This is a genomic window from bacterium, assembly GCA_035945995.1.
Lineage (GTDB): Bacteria > Sysuimicrobiota > Sysuimicrobiia > Sysuimicrobiales > Segetimicrobiaceae > DASSJF01.
Genome location: DASYZR010000153.1, coordinates 90,284 through 109,103, shown reverse-complemented (window position 1 = coordinate 109,103; position 18,820 = coordinate 90,284). Strand labels below are relative to the sequence as shown.

General features: G+C 65.8%; 16 protein-coding genes. 14 read left to right on the top strand and 2 right to left on the bottom strand.

The window, feature by feature from the left end; all coding sequences use genetic code 11:
• On the bottom strand, positions 1 to 635 hold a 635-nt coding region (locus VGZ23_18195), incomplete at its 3' end, for an aminotransferase class III-fold pyridoxal phosphate-dependent enzyme (GenBank protein ID HEV2359526.1).
• 214 nt (positions 636 to 849) lie between these two features.
• Between VGZ23_18195 and VGZ23_18190 the strand changes: the two genes are divergently transcribed.
• On the top strand, positions 850 to 2,217 hold the full coding sequence (locus VGZ23_18190) for an MmgE/PrpD family protein (protein ID HEV2359525.1): 1,368 nt from the start codon (positions 850 to 852) through the stop codon (positions 2,215 to 2,217).
• 485 nt (positions 2,218 to 2,702) lie between these two features.
• On the opposite strand, the gene VGZ23_18185 is transcribed toward VGZ23_18190, so the two are convergent.
• Positions 2,703 to 3,674, bottom strand: a complete 972-nt coding sequence (locus tag VGZ23_18185; protein ID HEV2359524.1) for a bacterial transcriptional activator domain-containing protein — start codon at positions 3,672 to 3,674, stop codon at positions 2,703 to 2,705.
• 528 nt (positions 3,675 to 4,202) lie between these two features.
• On the opposite strand from VGZ23_18185, the gene VGZ23_18180 reads away from it, so the two are divergent.
• From VGZ23_18180 to VGZ23_18120, 13 genes are all read left to right on the top strand, one after another.
• Positions 4,203 to 5,063: a hypothetical protein gene (locus VGZ23_18180; protein ID HEV2359523.1), complete on the top strand. Its 861-nt coding sequence runs from the start codon at positions 4,203 to 4,205 to the stop codon at positions 5,061 to 5,063.
• Positions 5,064 to 5,118: 55 nt separating this feature from the next.
• Positions 5,119 to 6,795, top strand: a complete 1,677-nt coding sequence (locus VGZ23_18175) for a phage tail sheath C-terminal domain-containing protein (GenBank protein ID HEV2359522.1) — start codon at positions 5,119 to 5,121, stop codon at positions 6,793 to 6,795.
• Positions 6,796 to 6,807: 12 nt separating this feature from the next.
• A complete protein-coding gene (locus VGZ23_18170) occupies positions 6,808 to 7,362 on the top strand; it encodes a hypothetical protein (GenBank protein ID HEV2359521.1) in 555 nt (184 codons plus the stop codon).
• A gap of 22 nt (positions 7,363 to 7,384) precedes the next feature.
• On the top strand, positions 7,385 to 7,855 hold the full coding sequence (locus tag VGZ23_18165) for a hypothetical protein (protein HEV2359520.1): 471 nt from the start codon (positions 7,385 to 7,387) through the stop codon (positions 7,853 to 7,855).
• 1,136 nt (positions 7,856 to 8,991) lie between these two features.
• On the top strand, positions 8,992 to 9,183 hold the full coding sequence (locus VGZ23_18160; protein HEV2359519.1) for a hypothetical protein: 192 nt from the start codon (positions 8,992 to 8,994) through the stop codon (positions 9,181 to 9,183).
• 41 nt (positions 9,184 to 9,224) lie between these two features.
• Positions 9,225 to 9,770: a hypothetical protein gene (locus tag VGZ23_18155; protein HEV2359518.1), complete on the top strand. Its 546-nt coding sequence runs from the start codon at positions 9,225 to 9,227 to the stop codon at positions 9,768 to 9,770.
• Positions 9,771 to 9,805: 35 nt separating this feature from the next.
• Positions 9,806 to 10,225 (top strand): hypothetical protein, encoded by a 420-nt coding sequence (locus VGZ23_18150; GenBank protein HEV2359517.1) that lies wholly within the window; start codon positions 9,806 to 9,808, stop codon positions 10,223 to 10,225.
• 48 nt (positions 10,226 to 10,273) lie between these two features.
• On the top strand, positions 10,274 to 15,121 hold the full coding sequence (locus VGZ23_18145) for a peptidoglycan-binding protein (protein HEV2359516.1): 4,848 nt from the start codon (positions 10,274 to 10,276) through the stop codon (positions 15,119 to 15,121).
• Positions 15,122 to 15,464: 343 nt separating this feature from the next.
• Positions 15,465 to 16,055: a hypothetical protein gene (locus VGZ23_18140; GenBank protein HEV2359515.1), complete on the top strand. Its 591-nt coding sequence runs from the start codon at positions 15,465 to 15,467 to the stop codon at positions 16,053 to 16,055.
• A gap of 16 nt (positions 16,056 to 16,071) precedes the next feature.
• Positions 16,072 to 17,097 (top strand): hypothetical protein, encoded by a 1,026-nt coding sequence (locus VGZ23_18135; GenBank protein ID HEV2359514.1) that lies wholly within the window; start codon positions 16,072 to 16,074, stop codon positions 17,095 to 17,097.
• A 71-nt stretch (positions 17,098 to 17,168) separates the two neighbouring features.
• Positions 17,169 to 17,939, top strand: coding sequence for a phage baseplate assembly protein V (locus tag VGZ23_18130; GenBank protein HEV2359513.1), 771 nt, complete (start codon positions 17,169 to 17,171; stop codon positions 17,937 to 17,939).
• A 16-nt stretch (positions 17,940 to 17,955) separates the two neighbouring features.
• Entirely contained in the window at positions 17,956 to 18,288 is a 333-nt protein-coding gene (locus VGZ23_18125; GenBank protein ID HEV2359512.1) for a hypothetical protein, read from the top strand.
• A 92-nt stretch (positions 18,289 to 18,380) separates the two neighbouring features.
• Positions 18,381 to 18,818, top strand: coding sequence for a hypothetical protein (locus VGZ23_18120; GenBank protein HEV2359511.1), 438 nt, complete (start codon positions 18,381 to 18,383; stop codon positions 18,816 to 18,818).
• Positions 18,819 to 18,820 lie beyond the last annotated feature (2 nt).

Below are 18,820 nucleotides of genomic sequence, written 5' to 3'. Positions count from 1 at the left end.
CGTCGGCGGCGGCATGATGCAGCGCTCGGGTGGTCGCCTCCGCGGCGTTGCCCGGAGCGAACAGCATGCTTCGCAACACCTGTCTCCCCTCTAGGCCAGCGCCTCCGCGACGCTCTGCCGGAGGAGCCCTCGATGCGGCAGCGGCCGTACTCCAGCCCGAACGGGCAGCGGCGGCAATGCACTTCCGGGATCTGCGGAAACGGGAGCAGGAGGGGCTCGTAGGGTCCGCGGCGCGCGGCGAACCCCGAGGCCGACAGCGCGCCGAGCGTCGCGCCGTGGTACGATGCCCGCTTGCCGATGATCTTGTATTTGGTGGGCGTCCCCGCGTCCACCCAGTACTGCCGGGCCAGCTTGATCGCGGTCTCCGTAGCCTCGCTGCCGCCGGACACGAAGAACACGCGGGACAGGCCGGGCGGCGCGAACGTCACCAGGAGATCCGCCGCGCGCTCCTGGGCCTCGGACGTGAATTCGGAGCCGTGGGCGAACGTCATCAGGTGGAGCTGGCGCTCCATCGCGGCAAGGATCTCCGGGACCCCGTGCCCGAGGTTCGCCGCCAGCGGCCCGGAGGAGCCGTCGAGGTAGCGCCGCCCCGCATCATCGTAAATGTAGACGCCCTCGGCCCGGGTCGCGCGCACGAGCGGCTGCCCCGCCTCCCCGGCCGCGCGCGCCAGGACGTGGCCGGGCGATGCCTGGGTGGACGATGCCGGTATCGTGTCGATGGCGTTCCCTCCTTCGGCTCGGGTACTACGAGGGCGTTCGGCCCGCGCCGCGCCGGTTCCCGCAGAAGGGAACCGCGGGGGCCGCGGGGCACATTGCCGGAGACGGTGACGCTTGGTCTGGAGGAGTCGAATGGGCCTTACGCGCGACGTGGCGGATTGGATCGCCCGGATGTCGATCGACGACGCGCCGGCGGCGGTCTTCGATGCGGCCACCTCGGCGCTCATCGATACCACGGCTGCGATCCTCGCCGGCGTCTCCGAGCCGGTCACGCGGATCGTGGCCGACGCGGTGGCCGAGGAGGACGCGCACCCGGTCGCGGACCGGCTCGGTGCGCGCCTGCGCACGTCGATGGAGGGCGCGGCGCTTGTCAACGGCGTCAGTGCCCATGCGCTGGACTACGACGACGTCAATCAGTCGGCGATCGCGCACTCCAGCGCGGTCGTCCTGCCCGCGGCGCTCGCCGCGGCGCAGGCGGTCGGCGCCTCCGGCCGCCGGCTGCTGGAGGCGTACGTCGCCGGCGTCGAGATCATGGCAAAGCTCGGGCGGGCGATGGGCGCGGCGCACTACCGGGCCGGCTGGCACGCGACGTCCACGCTCGGCACGCTCGGCGCCGCCGCGGCGGCGGGCAAGCTTTTTCGGCTGGATCCGGAGGCGCTGCAGCACGCGCTGGCCATCGCCGTCTCGGAGGCCTCGGGCAGCCGCCAGAACTTCGGCACCATGACGAAGCCGTTTCACGTGGGGCACGCCGCCCGCTGTGGCGTGCTCGCCGCGCGGCTCGCGCGCCGGGGCATGACGGGCGACACCGCGATCCTCGAAGCGCCGCTGGGGTACTTCGCCGTGTTCTCATTCGGCGAGGCGCGGATCGAGCGGATCGGCGATGCCTTAGGGAACCCGTACGACGTGGTCTCGCCCGGGATGAACGTCAAGCGGTACCCCTGCTGCTATGCGACCCATCGCGCCGCCGACGGCACGCTCGGCCTGGTCCGGGACCACGAGGTCGCCTCCGGCGACGTCGAGTTTGTCGAGGTGATTGTGCCGCCCGGGGGCCTCGACGCCGTCACCCGGGATCGTCCCAGGACCGGGCTGGAGGGCAAGTTCAGCATGCCGTACGTCGTGGCCGCGGCGATCCTGGACGGCCGCGTCACGCTTGAGACCTTCACCGACGAGATGGTCCGGCGGCCCGAGGCGCAGGCGCTCCTCCGGGCGGTCCGGCCGGTGGAGAATCGAACCATCCCCGTCGAGTTCAATGCGATCGAAGAGGGCCACGTCGTGGTGAAGATCCATCTTCGAAACGGCGCCATCCTGGAGCGGCGCGTCGACTACCCGCGCGGCGCCCCGCAGAATCCATTAAGCGCGGATGAGCTCCAGGGGAAGTTCCGGGACTGCGCCGGCCGGGTGCTCTCCCGGGAGCAGGGCGAGCACGCCCTCGCGCTCCTCAACTCCGTGCGGGATCTCGCGCACCTCGACGCGCTGGTCGCGTCGCTCATGCCGGCTTAAATAAGTCACTAAAGTCTTGCGAGAATTTGTCGAGGCCTCGTCCGGCACGGTGGCCCTGCCGAATGGCGGCTCCTGGCGGTCTGGTGTGACCGCAGAGTACTCGCGGTCTACTTCCCTTTCTGGGCCAGAAAGGGCGCGATAAACGCGACGATATCTTCCAACGATCCGAGCGAGCGCCGCACATTGCTAGGAACGTGTGTAATGGAACCGGTCCAGGCGGAGCCCCCTGCACCGGTTCCATCGACCCAAATTTTGATGATGAACGAGTGGATGGTAGGCTCATCGGCGGATGCCCGAAGCCCCTTCCGCCAACTCGAATCCTCACCAGCCCGGTCTTCCTGTTGCATGGTCTCTGGTACCTGAGGCGTGGCCACCAGTATGACAACAAAACCAGAGACTCGAGGTCTCTCACGAGTCTAGAGGAAGATCGGAGCCGCGTGCGGACGGTGTCTTGCGCCTGTCTCTTCAGCGTCTGCGATCGGCGTCTAGCACTCCAGGGGCTTGAGGGGTGGGGGACCGGTGCTACTCAAGGGAGCGCTCAGCTCTGACTCGATCGACGCGATCTCTTGTTGAGCCCGGCGTTCCGCCTCAGCCACGACCATCCGGAGTCGTTTCAAGGGAGTGAGGATTTCGGGAAGAGCCCCGGGAGCACTCATCGCATTGCCAGAATGGTGCTTTCCAGAGTCTACTGAAGCAACTGGGTGGTCCGAGCGGATTTGATCGCGCAGCGCGAGCGTTTGTGCGGAGGGATCCACATCCAACTCCTGCCGGAGCGCGTCCACGCACCGCTGATATTGGCGCAAAGCGCCGGTCCGATCTCCGGCCAGGTAGTGAAGGCGCATCAACTGCCAGTGTGTCCGCTCCCTGGCGCGATCGTACCGCAGGATCCTGGCCCCATGGGCCAGCCCTTCCTCAAACAGACCTTGCCTTTCACAGTACGCCATCAACTTGTCGAGAGTGGCAAGATATGAGTTTTGCAGGCGTTCGCGCTCGAAAAGGCACCAGTCCTGGTAACATCCCTCCAGCAAATCACCTCTGTAGAGGTCGACGGCGCCTTGCAGTCGTGCTGCTTGCTCTGGCCTGAGATGGTTACCGGCGATGCCCTGAGCCGATCCCACGGCCTCTTCAAAGTGAGCCACGTCGAGCCAGAGACCTGGGCCCGCATTGAGTCCGACCCACGTGGAATCCACGCTCAGCGGAGAATGGTCGCCCGGTAAGTCGAATTCAAACGCTCCCTGCAGTTGCCACAAGGCCTGTCGAAGGTACTTCTTCGAGTGCGCGCTGGGAACATCGGACCAAAACACAGCTGCCAAGCCTTCTCGAGAATGTACGCGGTTCCGGTAGACGAGCAAGTACGAAAAAAGCTCGCGGATTCTCGCCGCGTGGAAACCTTTTAGGACACAATCGTTCCGCTGAGTTTCGAACTTACCGAAGAGGCGGACCGAAACAACATCCACAGCGCCCACTCCCGCGGAGAACGTGAGGCCGGGTAGACATAAGCGGTCTTTTTCTCCTTATATCAGTAACCTTCTTGGGTTCCCCTGTCAATGCCAAATGCCCGGAGATTCGACCCAGGTTTTTCGGCGTTTGGGAAATTCACGCAACTGCCGAGGCTATGTCCGTTGAGGCCTCTCACTTCTCTCGACCAACTCGTTGCCGCCGGCGGCCCCGCCGGACGAGGCATCCCTTTTCAGACGCTGGAGAGACGCCTTGGAGACGTTCGCCCTAGGGGGAGCGGAGCGATTCCGCAGACTCCGGACAGGCGCCTGCTCAACTCGCAGTTGCGATAATATCGGCGATTTCACGCGGACCGGCTCGGTGACATGCGGGAATAGATCCCAAGTCAAAGGAAAAACCCGACAATGGCGCCTGTCGCCAATTCTCCGACGCTAGACCAGGTCCTGACGGCCATGATTGGCTCTCTCAACGGCTACCTCCCGCTGGCGGCGCCGCCTTTGCCCAACCCCGCCGTGTTGGTTGCAAGCGTGAGAGAGAAGTCCGTGGGCCTCGGGAGCCGGCGCGGCTCCGACTCGCTCGGCCCTTTCGCCGTCGTCGACCCCAAAGGCGTCCGGCTGGACGCCGTGGCCCGGTTTCAGCTGTGGGCGGGAGGCCCCGCCGAGGTCGATGCCGCGATCACCGCGTTGAACGCCCGAGTGCTGGCCGACGTCGACAATCTCTTCAAGCAAGGCTTCCTCCGCATGGCGCTGGAATCGTCGCCGCCTGCTGACTTCTCGGGTGCGCCCCTGAACCTCTGGCGCAAGTATGCCGACTACCGCGTCCTCTACGAATACGCCTATACGGACAGCGACAGCGCCGCCAGCCTCATCGCCCGCGTCCCCATCGACATCGACAGCCAATTCCCGGACTCGACAGTAGTGACGGACGAGATGGCGCGTTGGGATAACGTGAGCGCTGCCGCGCTCGAGGTTCGAGGCCCGTTTGTTATTGGCGGCCTGTGGCTCCTGGCCTTCGTTCCGGGCGCGGCGCCGACCGCCGGTGTCACCCTGACGCGGACCTTTGACGGTGCGGTCGGCGCGCCGGTCGCTCACCCGTCGCTGGCCGCGTTCTTGGCCGCGGCCGCCGGCCCGGGCGCCTCTGAGCGTCACGCCAGTGTCACGTTTGCGTCTTTCGGGGCCTTTCTGGCGGCGTTCAGCTCCGCCGGGCTCCCGGTGTTCATGGGTGATTGGGACCTGGATGGGGTCACGGACGAGTACAGACCCCTGACGCTCTCGATCGCGCCGGCCATCAGTCTGCCCGCGATCACAGACCGGTTCATCGTGACGTACCAGGTCCCTCCGTTTGATCGAGTGGCCGTGGTGTACCTGCGCGCCACTCGAGGAACTTGAGCACCATTCGCCGACTGCCGTCGCGAGCGATTGAGCGCGGGAAGGAGACGCGAAGATGGCCGAGATGATTCTGCCAGGCACGTACATCGAGGTCCGCCCCGAAGGATTGATCGCGCCAGGACAAGTGACCGTGAACAATTTGGGCGTCGTAGGGACGGCCGCGAAGGGCCCCCTCAATCACGCCGTTCTTCTCGGGAGTTTCGCCGAAGCGCAGCAGCAGTTTTATCGCTACGACCCCTGGATCGACGGCAAGAGCGGCGAGCTAACGCTGGTGCGAGCACTGGAGCTGGCCTTCGAGTTGGGCGCCACCACCGTCTACGCCGTCCGCGTGGCCGGCGCCGGCGCCGCCGAGGCCAGCATCGTGCTTTCGTCTGCGAGCGGGGCGTGCGTGAGACTGACCGCCGCCTCCGAGGGCACCTGGGGGAACGATCTGCTCGTCAACGTCACGGACGCCGACGATCACGCCTACGTCAAGAACGAGTCGCACCAGGGCAATGAGCCCGCGCCCATTACCTTGCGACGGAAGCCGGTGGTGAGGAGTGCCCGCAATCGCATCGTTCTCGTCAGCCGTCCCCTCCAGATTCTGTATGGAGGGGGCTTCCCGGACGACGATCCCGGTGCCGGCGCCCCGGGGCCGGGGCAGGTGGCAGTGAACCGCGCCAATGGGCAGTTGAGTTTCGGCGACCTGGTGGGGCCGGCGGATCAGATCAGTGCCACCTACCTCGTCGACAAGTCCAGTGCCGTCAAGGTGACGATCCGCCTCGGTCCGACGCCGGTGAATGAGCAAACGTACAACGTCGCCGATGGTAACAACCTGGTCGAACAGATCGCCGACGCGCCGGCGTCCTGGGTCGCGGCCGCACCCCAGGCCAACGCCGGCGAGCGGCCCACCAAGAATGCGTCCGCGTCGGACTTCAGCCCGTTCCTGGGCGGCAAGAACGACGCCGCGGGAGCCAACTATGAGGACGGCTTGGACGCGCTCCTGAACGAAGAGGCCCACATTATCGTGGCCGCGGGACAGGACCAATCGTTCGGCAACAAACTGGATGCCCACTGCCAGCTTGCCTCCGGCGACACCATCAAGCACGACCGGGTGGCCGTCGTGGGCAGCGGGGTCGGGGCCACGGCGGACGCGATCCGGAGTCACAACCTGGACAGCGACCGCGTCATCTTCGTGGCTCCCGGCATCCTGAGCACCGACGCGGCCGCGAACCCGCCGGTGGACGTCACCCTGCCCGGGGCCTATACCGCGGCGGCGATTGCCGGTCTGATCGCCCGCTTCCCGCCGCACGTCAGTCTGACCAACAAGACGTTAAGTGTGGACGGCCTCGCAGATCAGTACACCACCGCGCAATTGACGCAGCTTGTCCAGGCGCGCGTGTTGGCCCTCGAGAAGCGGCTGGGCTTTCGCGTGGTCAAGGCCATCACCACGCAGGACGGACCCTTTCGCCAGATTACGACCCGCCGCATCGTGGACTACGCGAAGTTCGGCGTGCGCTCCGCGGCGACGCCATACATCGGTCTGCTCAATAACGACCGGGTGCGGGGCGCCCTTCGAGCGACGCTCAACAGTTTCCTGAAGAGCATGGTCGACGATGAGATGCTCATCAGTTACGAACTGAATGTCACCGCCACTCGCGACGAGGAAATCAAAGGAATCGTGCAGGTGACGATGACGCTGCGCCCCGTGTTCAGCATCGATTTCATCAAGGTCACGATGTTCCTGCAGTAAGGAGACGAGATCATGGCGATGACAAACGTCTTCACAGGCAAGAACGGGACCCTCCATCTATCGGTGATCGACAGCCCCGAAGGCGCGGATGCCAAGGCGGTCTTCCAGTCTTATGGCGGGACGGATTCCCCCGCGATCGGTCGGGTGACCGACATCGAGGTATTCGTCCAGACCGACCTGGAGGAATTTCACGAGATTGGCCGGCGTCATCCCGTGTCGCTGCACCCCGGGGATATCCACATCTCCGGCAAGATCGGCCGGGCCTATGTGTCCGGCGCGTTTTTGTCGCTCCTGTTGGGGCGCGGGGTCGCTTCCAACTCCATTGCCGAACCTTATGTCCAACCGGCCTTCGGGATGATCGTGGACCTCAAGGACCCGGCCGTGCCGGGCAACGAGGCCAAGTTGGTGCTGGACGGCGTGAAGCTGAAGAACTGGTCCCAGACAATCCCCGAAGACGATTTCGTGATCGAGAACGTGGATTTCCGCGCGCTCACCATCCATGTGATCGATGCGGAAGCGGCCGCGGGCGGCGGATCACCGACCGAGCACAAACCCTTCGCCACCTAGCCGGTGAGGCGTCGATGCGTCGATGATGCTCAGGGTCGAAGATCTTCTCGCCGGGGCCGGCATCACCCACGAGATCACGATCCCCGGAGACTTGCTCGGCCAAAACGGCGCCGCGCCGTCCGAAGGGAAAGTCGTCCTGCGCCCGCTGAGCGTGCGTGACCTGCAGCGGATCTCCAAGGCCGTTCACGATGACGACAGTTTGTCGGCCGCCTTCATGATCCAACAGGCGATGGTCGAGCCGGCGCTCAAACTCGAGCAGATTTCGCAGTTACCGGCGGGACTGGCGCGCTTCCTCGTGGACCGCATCAACGAGATCAGCGGCATCACGACACCGCGAGACGAACTTGAAGAATATGTTCAAGCCCCCCTGGCCAAGGCGTGCTTCGTTCTGGCGCGGGAATTTGGCTGGACGCCTGAACAGGTCAGCGGCATGACCATCGGTCAGATTCTGCTCTATCTGGAAATGGCGGGACGGGGTGGCGTTAGTCAATGATCGAAGTGGTTCGGCTTCTCGAAGGCATCCGGAGACGGGCCCCGCTGTCCGGGGGAAGGACTCCCGCCGGCTGGCGGCGCGCAATTGCCGGCGCCGTCAGGCTCACCGCCTTGGCACGCTGTTGCGCGTGGCTGAAGGTTGTGATTGACACCTGTCCAGAACTGAGAAACGGTCCGCTGTTTGGGACGGCTCTCACTGCGCTGACATCCGAAACGTACGACGCCGTCGCGCCCAGGGTCGCCGCCGCGCCCTCGGGGGCGCCAGGCGGGCCAGCTCGTCTCGGCCTTCTTTCCGGCAGGGCGACGCCCCCAGGAGCGCTCGCCGGGTCGGGCGAGGCGCCAACTTTGCGGCGGCCTCCCGAGCCGCCCTCAACCGGTCCGTCGCAATCCCTCGACGGTCGGGTTCTCACTCGGCTTCTCGACCTGCCGCGGCAGGCCACTCGGGAGTTACTAGGACGGCTCGCCGGCGGGCGACCCGTCATTGCGCTGACGAGCGCCCGCAATGGAGAGGCGTCTACGTCCTCGTTTCGGCCGGGAAGGGCAACACCGGGACGCGCTCCGGGCCGTCCACGTCGCCAACCCGAGCGTGGGCTCCGAGGCCGCGATGGGCGCCGAAAACAACGTCCGGTAACGGCTGTCCCTGGTGACAGGCCGGACTTGCTGGTTCATACCTGGGCCTCTCGGGCCGCGCGGCGAGCCGCCAAGACGATTCACCACGCGTTTCGGATGGATGCCGCCGGCTCGGAGTCGACGACCATGCCGGAGTGCACAGCGCTGGCGCCCGAATGGTCTTCTCGCGTCGACGGACGCAGCGCGCCGCCTGAGCTGTTGACCGCGTGGGCCGGGGCTTCACTCACGGACGCCTCATCCGGAGTCGGGCGCGCGCGGCGCCCTGCGGCGACCGTCGGTCCGGGACCCGATGCCGGCCAGCGCGGGGCTTCGGCGAGCCTGCAGAGATCCTTCGCCCCCTCCTCGGCGCCGGCGCTTCCCGCGGACGATTTGATTGGTGCACCGGCGGCGAACGCCGGCAACGGTCCGCTTCGGCCCGGCACTCCGAGGGCGACGCCTTCCGCAGTCAAGGCGTCGCCGGTCGACGCACCCGCGCCGCCGGCTCCTTTGACGATCTCGCCGCCAGTCGTGGTCGAGAGGCTGCCGGCACTCATCGCGGCGAAGCCGCCGGGGGAATCCGCTCCTCACGTTGCCTCGCTACTGGCCGGTGACGGCGCTCGAGACGACGCGGCCAGGACGAGCGACGATCTCAGCGCGCTGGCGGACAAGATCAAGCGAATCTTGGACGGCCAGGCCCGCCGCCACGGCATCAACGTTTAGCGGGCCGGTAGAACACCGGCGGACTAGGCTTCGGGGGAATCATGCAGCCGATGTTGGACGATCTCGAACTACCGCAGGTGCAAGAAATTGTCACTCTCGACCGCCGTGCTCTGGCGGAGCACAAGCCGCCCGGCATGGCCGGGAGCCTGTTGCAGAATCTCGGGCGGGCGCCCACGCGGGTTGTCCTATGGGGCGTAGCGACGGGGCCGGACGCGCGCGACTTTGCCGACAAACTGGACTCCAAGTTTCGCGCCTCCACGCCGGTGCCGTTCACTACCGATATCGTCGCCGACAGCAAGATTGATCGGGTCCTAATCGATGACCTCCGGCTCCAGGACCTGGCCGGCAAACCGGAACGCTTCGCCTACGTGCTGACGCTGCGCGAGTTCATCAAGCCGGTCGAGCCCGAGGACACCTCAGGCCTGGATGCCGGCATCCTGGACGAGGCCAAGCAACTTGTCGACGGCATCGCGGGAGGGCTCAAACTTGCCGAGGCCTTCGCCACCGGCCTGGAGCGTTTCGTCCCGATCTTCAGTGGCTTCCTGAGTCGTCTCCAGCAGGCCCAGGGCGCTCCCGGTGGACCGTAAGACAAGTCTTCCTTCAGAAGAGAGGAGACACGGTCATGGCCGACACAACGAATCTCTATCAAGACCTGAAGAAGGCGCTGAACGATTTCAAGACGTTTTTGGATTCGAACGTCGCCACGATCAAGCCGGCCATCCAAGCGCTGAAGGCGATTCTGCCTCAGATCGGCGATCTGATCGACAAGCTCGTCAATTTGATGAACCAGCTCAAGACGGCGATTCAGAACCTGAACGTCTCGAGCATTCCCGGGCTGTCGCAAGTGTCGCAGTTCACCACGGCCGTCAAGAGCCTGCTCCAGACCGCAGAGACTCTTCTGCCCGACCAGAAGGCCGCCATCGACGACGTGCTCGGCGTGACGGACGTGGTCAGCGGTCTGCCGTCGCTGGATCAAGTCAAGACGGACATTCTCAACCTCATCGACGGGATCGTTCAGGATCTCAATTCGCTCAAGTCTTAGATCATACGACGCTCATTGTCGCGGCGGCCATAAGGAGAGGCGAACCGAATGGCGGTCAAGCCGATGCTCGACGATGTCGAGCTTCAACAGGTGCAGGAGGTGGAGGCGGAAGAACAGGAGACCCTGGCCCAGCAGAGTGTCCCCGCCCTGGACGGCGATTTTCTCCAGGACCTCGGACGCCGTGCCACCCGCCTCAGCGTCAGCGGTGTGCTCAGCGACGACCACGCCGGCGAGGGGCTGAAAAAGCTGCGGGAGAAATTCCAGACTGCGGCGCCGGTGCCGTTCACGGCGGACATCGCCGCGGCCACGAAGGTCGACAAAGTCCTGATCGAAGAAATCGGGGTACGCGAAGTCGCCGGCAAGCCCGCGCGCTTCGAATACGCATTTACCCTGCGCGAGTTTGTGCCGCCCCCCCAGCCGAAGGTCGAGCCGCCGCCACCACCGCCCCCGCCGCCGCCGAGCGTCGATACCGGCACGCTGGCGGTCGAAGTCATCGTGGAGGGCCAGCCAAACTTCGACTTCAGCACCGTGACGGTGAGCGTCGACGGCACCAAGGACGACGGGTCGCCGTTCTCCAAGACGCTGGCGAACCGGGCCAACAACGTCTGGACGGAAGACAAGATGCCGCCCGGACAGTACACGGCGCGGGCGGTGGTGACCGACCCGCCGATGTCCGGTTCTGCGGGCGCCGCAGTCCGCAGGGGCCAGACCACCAAGGTCACGATCACGCTCAAAGCCGGCCCGCCCGTGGCGGTGACCTTCGTCGTCCACTTCAAGTTTGACAAGGCCTTCGTCGAGCCGTGCATGCTGGAGGTGTTGAAGCACGTCACGGATTTTGCCACAGCCCACCCCGACCGGAAGCTGTTGATCGTTGGGCACACGGACTTGGTGGGCTCGGATGATTACAACCAGTCGCTTTCTGAGCGCCGGGGACGCGCGGTCTTCGCGGCGCTGACCTTCGGTCGCGACCAAGCGGGCGCCGTCGCCGAGTGGAACGTACTTCGCCGCCGCGCCACCGGCGCGCTGCCGAGCGTGAGCGATACCTGGGGCACGCGCGAGTACCAGTACATGCTGCAGGATCTGGGCTACTACTCCGGTGCGATCGACGAACAGCACGGCCCGGAGACCGACGTCGCTGTCCGCTCCTTTCAGCAGGACCAGAGCCTTCCAGTCACCGGGCTGGTGGATGACGTGACTTGGTCGGCGCTCATCCAGGCCTACCTCGGCCAGGAGCCGCTCTCGGTGCCGGAGAGCCAATTCTTCCGAAACGCCGCGAACGGCTGTGACGGCGGAATCGTCAAATGGCTCGGCTGCGGCGAGAAGGATCCTGTGAAAAATACCCAGGACGCCTGGCGGCCAAACCGGCGCTGTGAAATGCTCTTTGTCAACGCCGACCATATCCCGTGCCAGGTGGCAAAGCCCGTGACGTTTGATCTGCCGGCGCCCGGCGCAGGAGGCACCTCGTGGTGCCTTGGACCGGGCGATCCGAAGCAGCGCTGTTGCTTCACGGCGCGCAAGGAGCCGCAGCCAGGCAAGTTTCTCATCCAGCCCGTAGACCCATCGACCGTGGTGATCAGCGGCACGATCACCTTCGAGGACGGCACGCCGGCCGCGAACCTCGATTTCGTCCTCACCGCGCCGGACGGCGAGTACATGAATGGCGAACGTCCTACCGGCCGGCCGATCCCGGGACGCACCGGCGATGACGGCAGTTTCTCTTTTCCGGGAAACCCGAAGCACCCGGGGATTTGTACCTTGGAGGTCCTCGGTCCCTTCCTGGCTCGCTCCGCCGAGGATCCTCCGGACTCCGAACACGAGACCGTGGTGTGCTTCGCACTCACGGCCGGGGCTGCAACACCGACTGCGCCGGCCGCCGGGGTCACGCAGGCGCCACGTGCGAATGTCAGCCAGGCAGCGCGAGGCGCACGGGCGGTGGTAAACCCTCCGCCGAAGGCCCCGGTCAACCCGACCATCGCATTGGCCAGCCCGGCAGTCCTGGTGAAGAAACCCCATACCAGTCCTGCGAGGCAGAAGGTCACGCTGAGAACATCCACGAAGTTTCCGCGCCCCGGCACGTTCACACGGTCGAGCGCCAACATCCGGTTCTTCACTGCGGCCTCAGGCGGAACCGAAATCACCTTTGACGGGACCGACAATGTCTTTACGGGGGCGCAACTTTCGGCCGGAGTGCAGCTCTTCGCCGAGGCCGCCGCAGCGAGCGCCGGACCCAATGACGTTACGCTGACACTCGCGCTGTCGCCCGGCGCCATCCCGGTCGGCGCGCCCGCGACTGCGACGATGACGGCTGTCCAGCTTGACCTCGATATCTTCATGAGTCGGACGGCCGCGGGTGTCGATCCGGCTCCGCTGCCGCAGCCCACCGGTCCACCCGCTCCCGGGACCACTCCTACGGACAAGTGGTTTGGAGGCCGTTTCGCGCACGTACAGGATGCCGGCAATCACCATGGGCGAGCACTGATGACGGTGAAGGTGCAGCCGGCGGGATTCGCCGGCGACCTGGTGCTCAGAAACGTGACGGTCTCCGGCGACACAATCGGCGCGCTCGACAGTAAAGTACGGCTCTTCGACAACGAAAACCCGACAGCGGGCGAGACGGCAAAGGCCAACCCGTTCCAGTTCAATGCCACCACGGTGCCCGCGGGCGGCCTCAAGGTCTTTGCGCAAGGCAGGGGCGTCAGCGGCGCCCTCAGGGATACCGGCTTTCAACTAGGTCTTCGCGCCGTTGAGAACGACGGCGACCGAACGCGGCTGACGGTTGTGCAGTTCAGTCACCTGGTAGCGGACGTGCCCTCAACGAGTGCAAACACGCCGCGGGTACATCCGCCAGTCCCGGCTTCCGCGGTCAACTCGCCCGTGGCTCGGCATACCTTCGACATCACCAATTTCGCCGAGGACTTCGCGGCAGCATCGACTCTTGTCTTGGTTGAAAACTCAGTTGTGGCCGGCGACCTGGTCAATCTCAGCGTCCGCGTGGCCCCGGCGGGCGTGCCCGTGCGTTGGGGCGTGCAGCGCGACACCACCGCCGTCACCGGAGACAACGCCGCCATTATTGGGCTCAACCCCGGCCGCCCCGTCCCGACCCTCGCGCCAAACGCTGCGAACCCGCTGCAGGCGACGCTTCTGGCCGACAACACCGGGTCGTTCTTCATACGGCCGTTCATCGATTGCAACGGCAACAACGCGTACGACCTCGGGATCGACAAGGAGCCGTTTATCGTTACGAACCTCGTCTTGATTCGGTCCCAGGGAGTCGCCAACAGCAGCGTCGCCAACCCCCCGGCCAACGTCACCACACTTCGAGCAGGCACGCTGACTGCGGTGCCAACGCCGGCGCTGGCAACCACAGCTGGATTCGACTTGACCACGGGGAATGTCCCCGCGGCGCCCGGCGGCAACACATTCGCCAACCCAACCGTTTCTGCAATCCACAACGACGCTACTATTCTTGTCATCGGTGGCGGCGCAGCCGGGCGACGGGGACTGGACCGGCTCATGGCCGGTTGGGTCCAGAGCGAACTGCCGGTGGCTACTTCGCCCACAGTTCCACCGGGCGAAGACGTTGTCGCAGGGTACGACGACATCGCTCCTCCACCGCCCACCCGGACCCACCAGCGCGTCAGCATCTGGAGGGCGCCGGGCGGACCTGCCACTTTCCTTCCGGGTGGCGCCGCTCCATCCGTTCTGGCAGGGCCGTTCCTGGATGTGTCAGTCCTCGCCGCCGCGGGGACCGGTGGAAATACGGCTGTTGGCACCGAGGGCGCGGCGGGACCGCCTGTGGTGCCGCCCGGGCCTCCCGGGCCTCCGCCGCAGCCGGGCGTCACCAAAACACCTGTCGCGCCACCCGGCGTCGGCGAGCAGTGGCGCGTCCATATGTGGGATAGCCCAGGGGACGTGGTGCCGGCCGCCCACGGCGGCTTCCCGGGTACGCTCCTGAGATATCATTTCAACCTCAATTTTCGAACCGACCTCTGCGTTTGGACGAATGTCACCGGAGTGCCCGGCGCGACGCCGGACGCCGCGTGCCGGCTGTATTCGAGCGTGCAGTCAAACACGTGGGCTATCCAGTTTAACGTGGATGTAGCGCTGGCCCCTCCGGCACGGCCGACGCTAAGCTCAGTCGCAGGGGGACCCTTGGCCCCCAGGACTGACTTCGTTCAGGTCACCTACGTCAACGCGGCAGGTGAGACGACCGCATCCGCAGAGGGCAGCGTGGCGCTGGCTGCCGGCCGACGCCTGGTAGTGACGTCGCCGCCCGCGTCCGGCAGCGCCACCGGATACAACATCTACGTCGGCACGACTGCGGGAAGCGAGACGAGGCAAAACGCCGCGCCAGTTCCGATCGGGACCAACTTCACCGAGCCCTTGACAGGGCTGGTGGCAGGCGCCGTGCCGCCGACGACCGATACGTCAGGAGGTCTGGCTGCTCCTGGCGCTGCCGCTCTCACGTCGTCGGCTGCGGCGGCCACCACGTTCTTCGCGCAGGTCACTTATGTCAACGCTCGCGGTGAGACGACAGTCTCGGCGGAGGCGAGCCTCGCGGTGCCCGCAGGCAGGCTGCTGGTGGTTACCTCGCCGCGCGCGTTCGGCGATGCCACAGGATACAACGTCTACATCTCGGCGGCTACCGGTACCGAAACAAAGCAAAGCGCTGCAGCGACCGCCATCGGTACCAACTTCACCATGCCGGCCACCGGGTTAGTTGCCGGCGCGGCGCCACCAGCGGCCAATACCACGGGGAGGCCGGCTCTCGCGAACAGCGTGACCCTGACTCGGGACGGTGCTCCTACGCGCCTCGCGTCTCCGGTGCAGGGTTCGGGACTCGAAGTGCGAGGACCGGCCGGGCTCAGCGTGCTCGCAACGGACGCGCGGACTTGATGTGGAGGTCCCAAGACCCATGACCGCGGCGAGCCTGGAACATACATCGATTGTGCTCCAGGCAACGCACATTCTGCGAATCCGAATGGAAGACGCTGATGTCGGCGGGTGGTCGGCGCCGCGCGACGGGTGGCTCCAGCGTTCGGCCCACCTTACCATCACTCTGCTCGAGGTCTTGAAAGGCACGGTAGACAGGCGACCCGGGGAGCAGATGCGCCTCCGAGTCACCCAGTACTCTTCGGGCTCACCTCGCCGGCCGGCTGCGCCCGGAGTTTGGTCAAACCAGCCCCTCGATTCCGGAACCGAGCTTCTGGCATTTGCCAGCAGCGGAGCCGATCGACCGGTGGAGAGCCTTCTGGAAGAAGGAACCTGCCAGCAGATCATGCCCGCAGAAGGCAACCTTGCGAATGTCCGGCTGGCTCTGCGGGCCGACGCGGAAGGCCTGCCGCCAGCGGCGATTGTCAACCTCGCCCTTCAGCAGGCGAGCTCTCTTGGCTATCTCTTCGCCGAGTACCTCTGGGCGAAGCTCGCCGGCCCCGCCCTCGCAGATCTGACAGTGTTCGAGTCCCTACTGCGGCTGCTTGAGACGCCGGAGCTTTCGCCGATCGCACGCTGGGCGCTGATCAACGCGGTGTACTCAACTACGGTTCACTCGCCAGCCGCGACACCGGAGCACGTACACAGGCTCGCGCGCGCATTCTTCCGGCTGCTCGAAGTGGATCAGGACCCGAGTGTGACGGACAACATTGTTCAGACGTTTCTCCCCAACCTGCTGGGAGTGCAAGGCGGGCTGCCGGACCGAGACGCTGATGATGTGTTTCGCGACTCCCCCCAGGAGCGCGCAAAGGTGGAGGCAATCCTCCGCCGCTACCAAGGCACTGCTTCCACCCAGGCTCTGCTCGCCTGGCTAGGCGCGGAAAAGACTCAGCCGTGAGGGGCGACCGTCAAAGATGCTGCTGACGCCGGCTTACAAACTCACAATGGGCCGCAAAGTGGTGGACACCACCCACGAGCCCAAGGCCAGCACGGTAGTGGATCTCGCCGTGCGCCTCGACCTCGACACTCCGGCCGACAGCTTCGAGTGCATCCTCGGTCCGGTGGATGGCCTGAAGCCTGCACGCGATGACGACGCGGCGATCGAGCTCGGCTACGCGGATAACGGCGGACTAACCAAGGTGCTCACCGGCACGGTGGTGACGGTCGAGCCCGCGCTGACCGCCGTGCGAGTGGCGGGATACACTCCGGCCGAAGTCCTGCTCCGTTCGTTTCTCGACCAGACTTACGAGAACAAAACGGCAGGCCAGATCGTCGGCGACCTGGCGCGCCGCGCCAAGGTGGACGTGGAAAACGCCGAGGACGGCGTCAATTTCCTGGCCTACGTCGTCGACGGCCGTCGCAGCTTCTACCGCCACATGCTCGACCTCGCCGCGCTGTGCGGGTTTGACTTGTACTTCACTCCAGACGGCAAGCTGGTCTTTGAAAAGTTCATCAACGGAAAGACGGTGCACGTCTTCGAGTACACCAAACACATTGTGGCGCTCCAGGTCGAGCGTACGCCTCCCGACGCCGGCCGCGTTGAGGCGTGGGGCGAGAGCCCGTCCGGAAGCCAGGGCGACGACGCGTGGGCCTGGCTGACCAAGGACTTCAGCGACTCGAAGGGGACGGCGGGCTCGGGCGATCCCCTGCTGCTCCTTGAGCGGCCGGCGCTCCGCACGAGCAGCGCGGCCCAGGCGGCGGCTGACGCGGCGTCGACCCGCATCCTGCGGCGCACCGTCCGGGGCCGGGTACTGACCATTGGACGGCCGCAGGTGACGCTGGGCGACGCCATCGGGTTGCGCGGCCTGCCGGACAGCGCGCTCAATACAAACTTTCAGGTGCGCAGCGTCACCCATCGCATCACTAAGCGGGACGGGTTCACGACCGCTGTCGGCTTCCGGGCCATCAGTGTGAGCGGGGGAGCGACGCCGGCCTTGTAGCGGCGCACGAGAGAACATGGGCCGAGAGGACGTCTGACATGAGTACCATTGTCGACACCATCCAGGAGATCGTGCGGCACGAGCTGCGCAGCGTGCGGCTGGCCGAGCTGGGGCTGGTTGAGACCGTCTACCCGCACAGCGCAGGCGGCGACGGCGACAATTACGCTTGCGACGTGCGCCTGAAGAACAGCGGGCTGCTGCTGAAGCGGGTACCTGTGGCGACGGGCCACATCGGCACGGTTGCCATCCCCAACAAGGACGATCTTGTGCTCCTCGCTTTCGACAAAGGGGACGTGAACCAGCCCATCATCATTGGCCGGCTCTACAACGACGGCGACCGGCCGCCGCTCAACAATCCGAACGAGGTCATCTTTCGCCTGCCGTTGGCGGACGACGACGACAAAACCGTGAAGGGGGCCGTCCGCAACCACCAGAGTAATTCGCCGCCGCGCGAGATCGTCATCGAGATGCCGCCCAAGATCACCGTGCGGATCACGGACGGCACGGTGCGCGCTGCGGCGGGGAAGAGCGAGATGAAGCTCGACCAGCCGGACGGCAGCGGCGGCACGGTCACCGTGCTGGCCGGCCAGACGCAGATCACCATGAATCAGGACGGGGATGTCACCGTCGAGGCGGCCGGCTCTATGACCCTTAGGGCCGGCGGCGACGTCAGCATCGAGGGCCAGAACGTGAAAATCACCGCCGACTTGGACTTCAGCGCCCAGGCGCAAAGCTCGGCCTCGATCCAGGCCAACGTGGGGGCGACCGTGGACGGCGGCGCTTCCGCCACGGTCCGGGGCGCCACGATCTCGGTCAACGGCATTACGTCGTTCTCGCCATAGGTTGGGGAGACGGGTCATGCCCGGGATGCCCGTGACAATTGGTTGCGCGGTGGTCGTGACGCCGGGGGCCTCCGGCCCGCCCGACACGGGGACGATCATCGCCATTTTCCAGCCGTTTGTGACGGCGGGCGGGATGCCGCTCGCGACCGCCGGGTCGCTGTGCTTGATGGTCAACTCGGTCTGGGGATTCCCGTACCCGCTCGTCATCGGCCCACTCGGCAGTACCGGCGTGACGTTGGGCGGCCAGCCGCTGGTGCGCATGGGCGATAACATTCCCAGTCCGCCGGGGATCCTGACGATCCTCGGACCGCCGGCCGCGCCCAACGTTACCGACCAGTCGCCGCCGTGAGCGGGGCCCCGGGGGGAGCGCACGGCGCGGACGGGCCATAGGAGGAGGGCGCAGGGAAAATGCCAGACAAGACTCTCCGGTTTGGAAGCGACTTGCGGCTGCTTGGCGATCTTGAGTTCCAGTACGATCGCAACCGCGGCAGCGACCTGTACACGACGAAGCGACCGGAAACCGGCATGGTCGACCTCGCGACGCTCCACGGGGCCGAGAACCTCCAGCAGGCTTTGCTGCTGCGGTTCCTGACGCCCATGGGGGAGATGACCGTCCTCGGGCATCCGGACTATGGCTCGCGGCTGTTCGAGCTGATCGGCGAACTGAACAATGACACAAACCGCAACCGGGCCAAGATGTTCGTCCTACAGTCGCTGGCCGGAGAGCCGCGCGTCAAGCAGGTGCTGTCGATCAACGTCCTGCAAAACGCGGCCGACCGCACCCGCATGGACATCAGCGTGTCCTTGCTCTCGATTGACAGTGACACGCCGATCAACCTGGTCTTCCCGTTCTTTCTGGAGGGAGGCCCGACCCCGTGAAC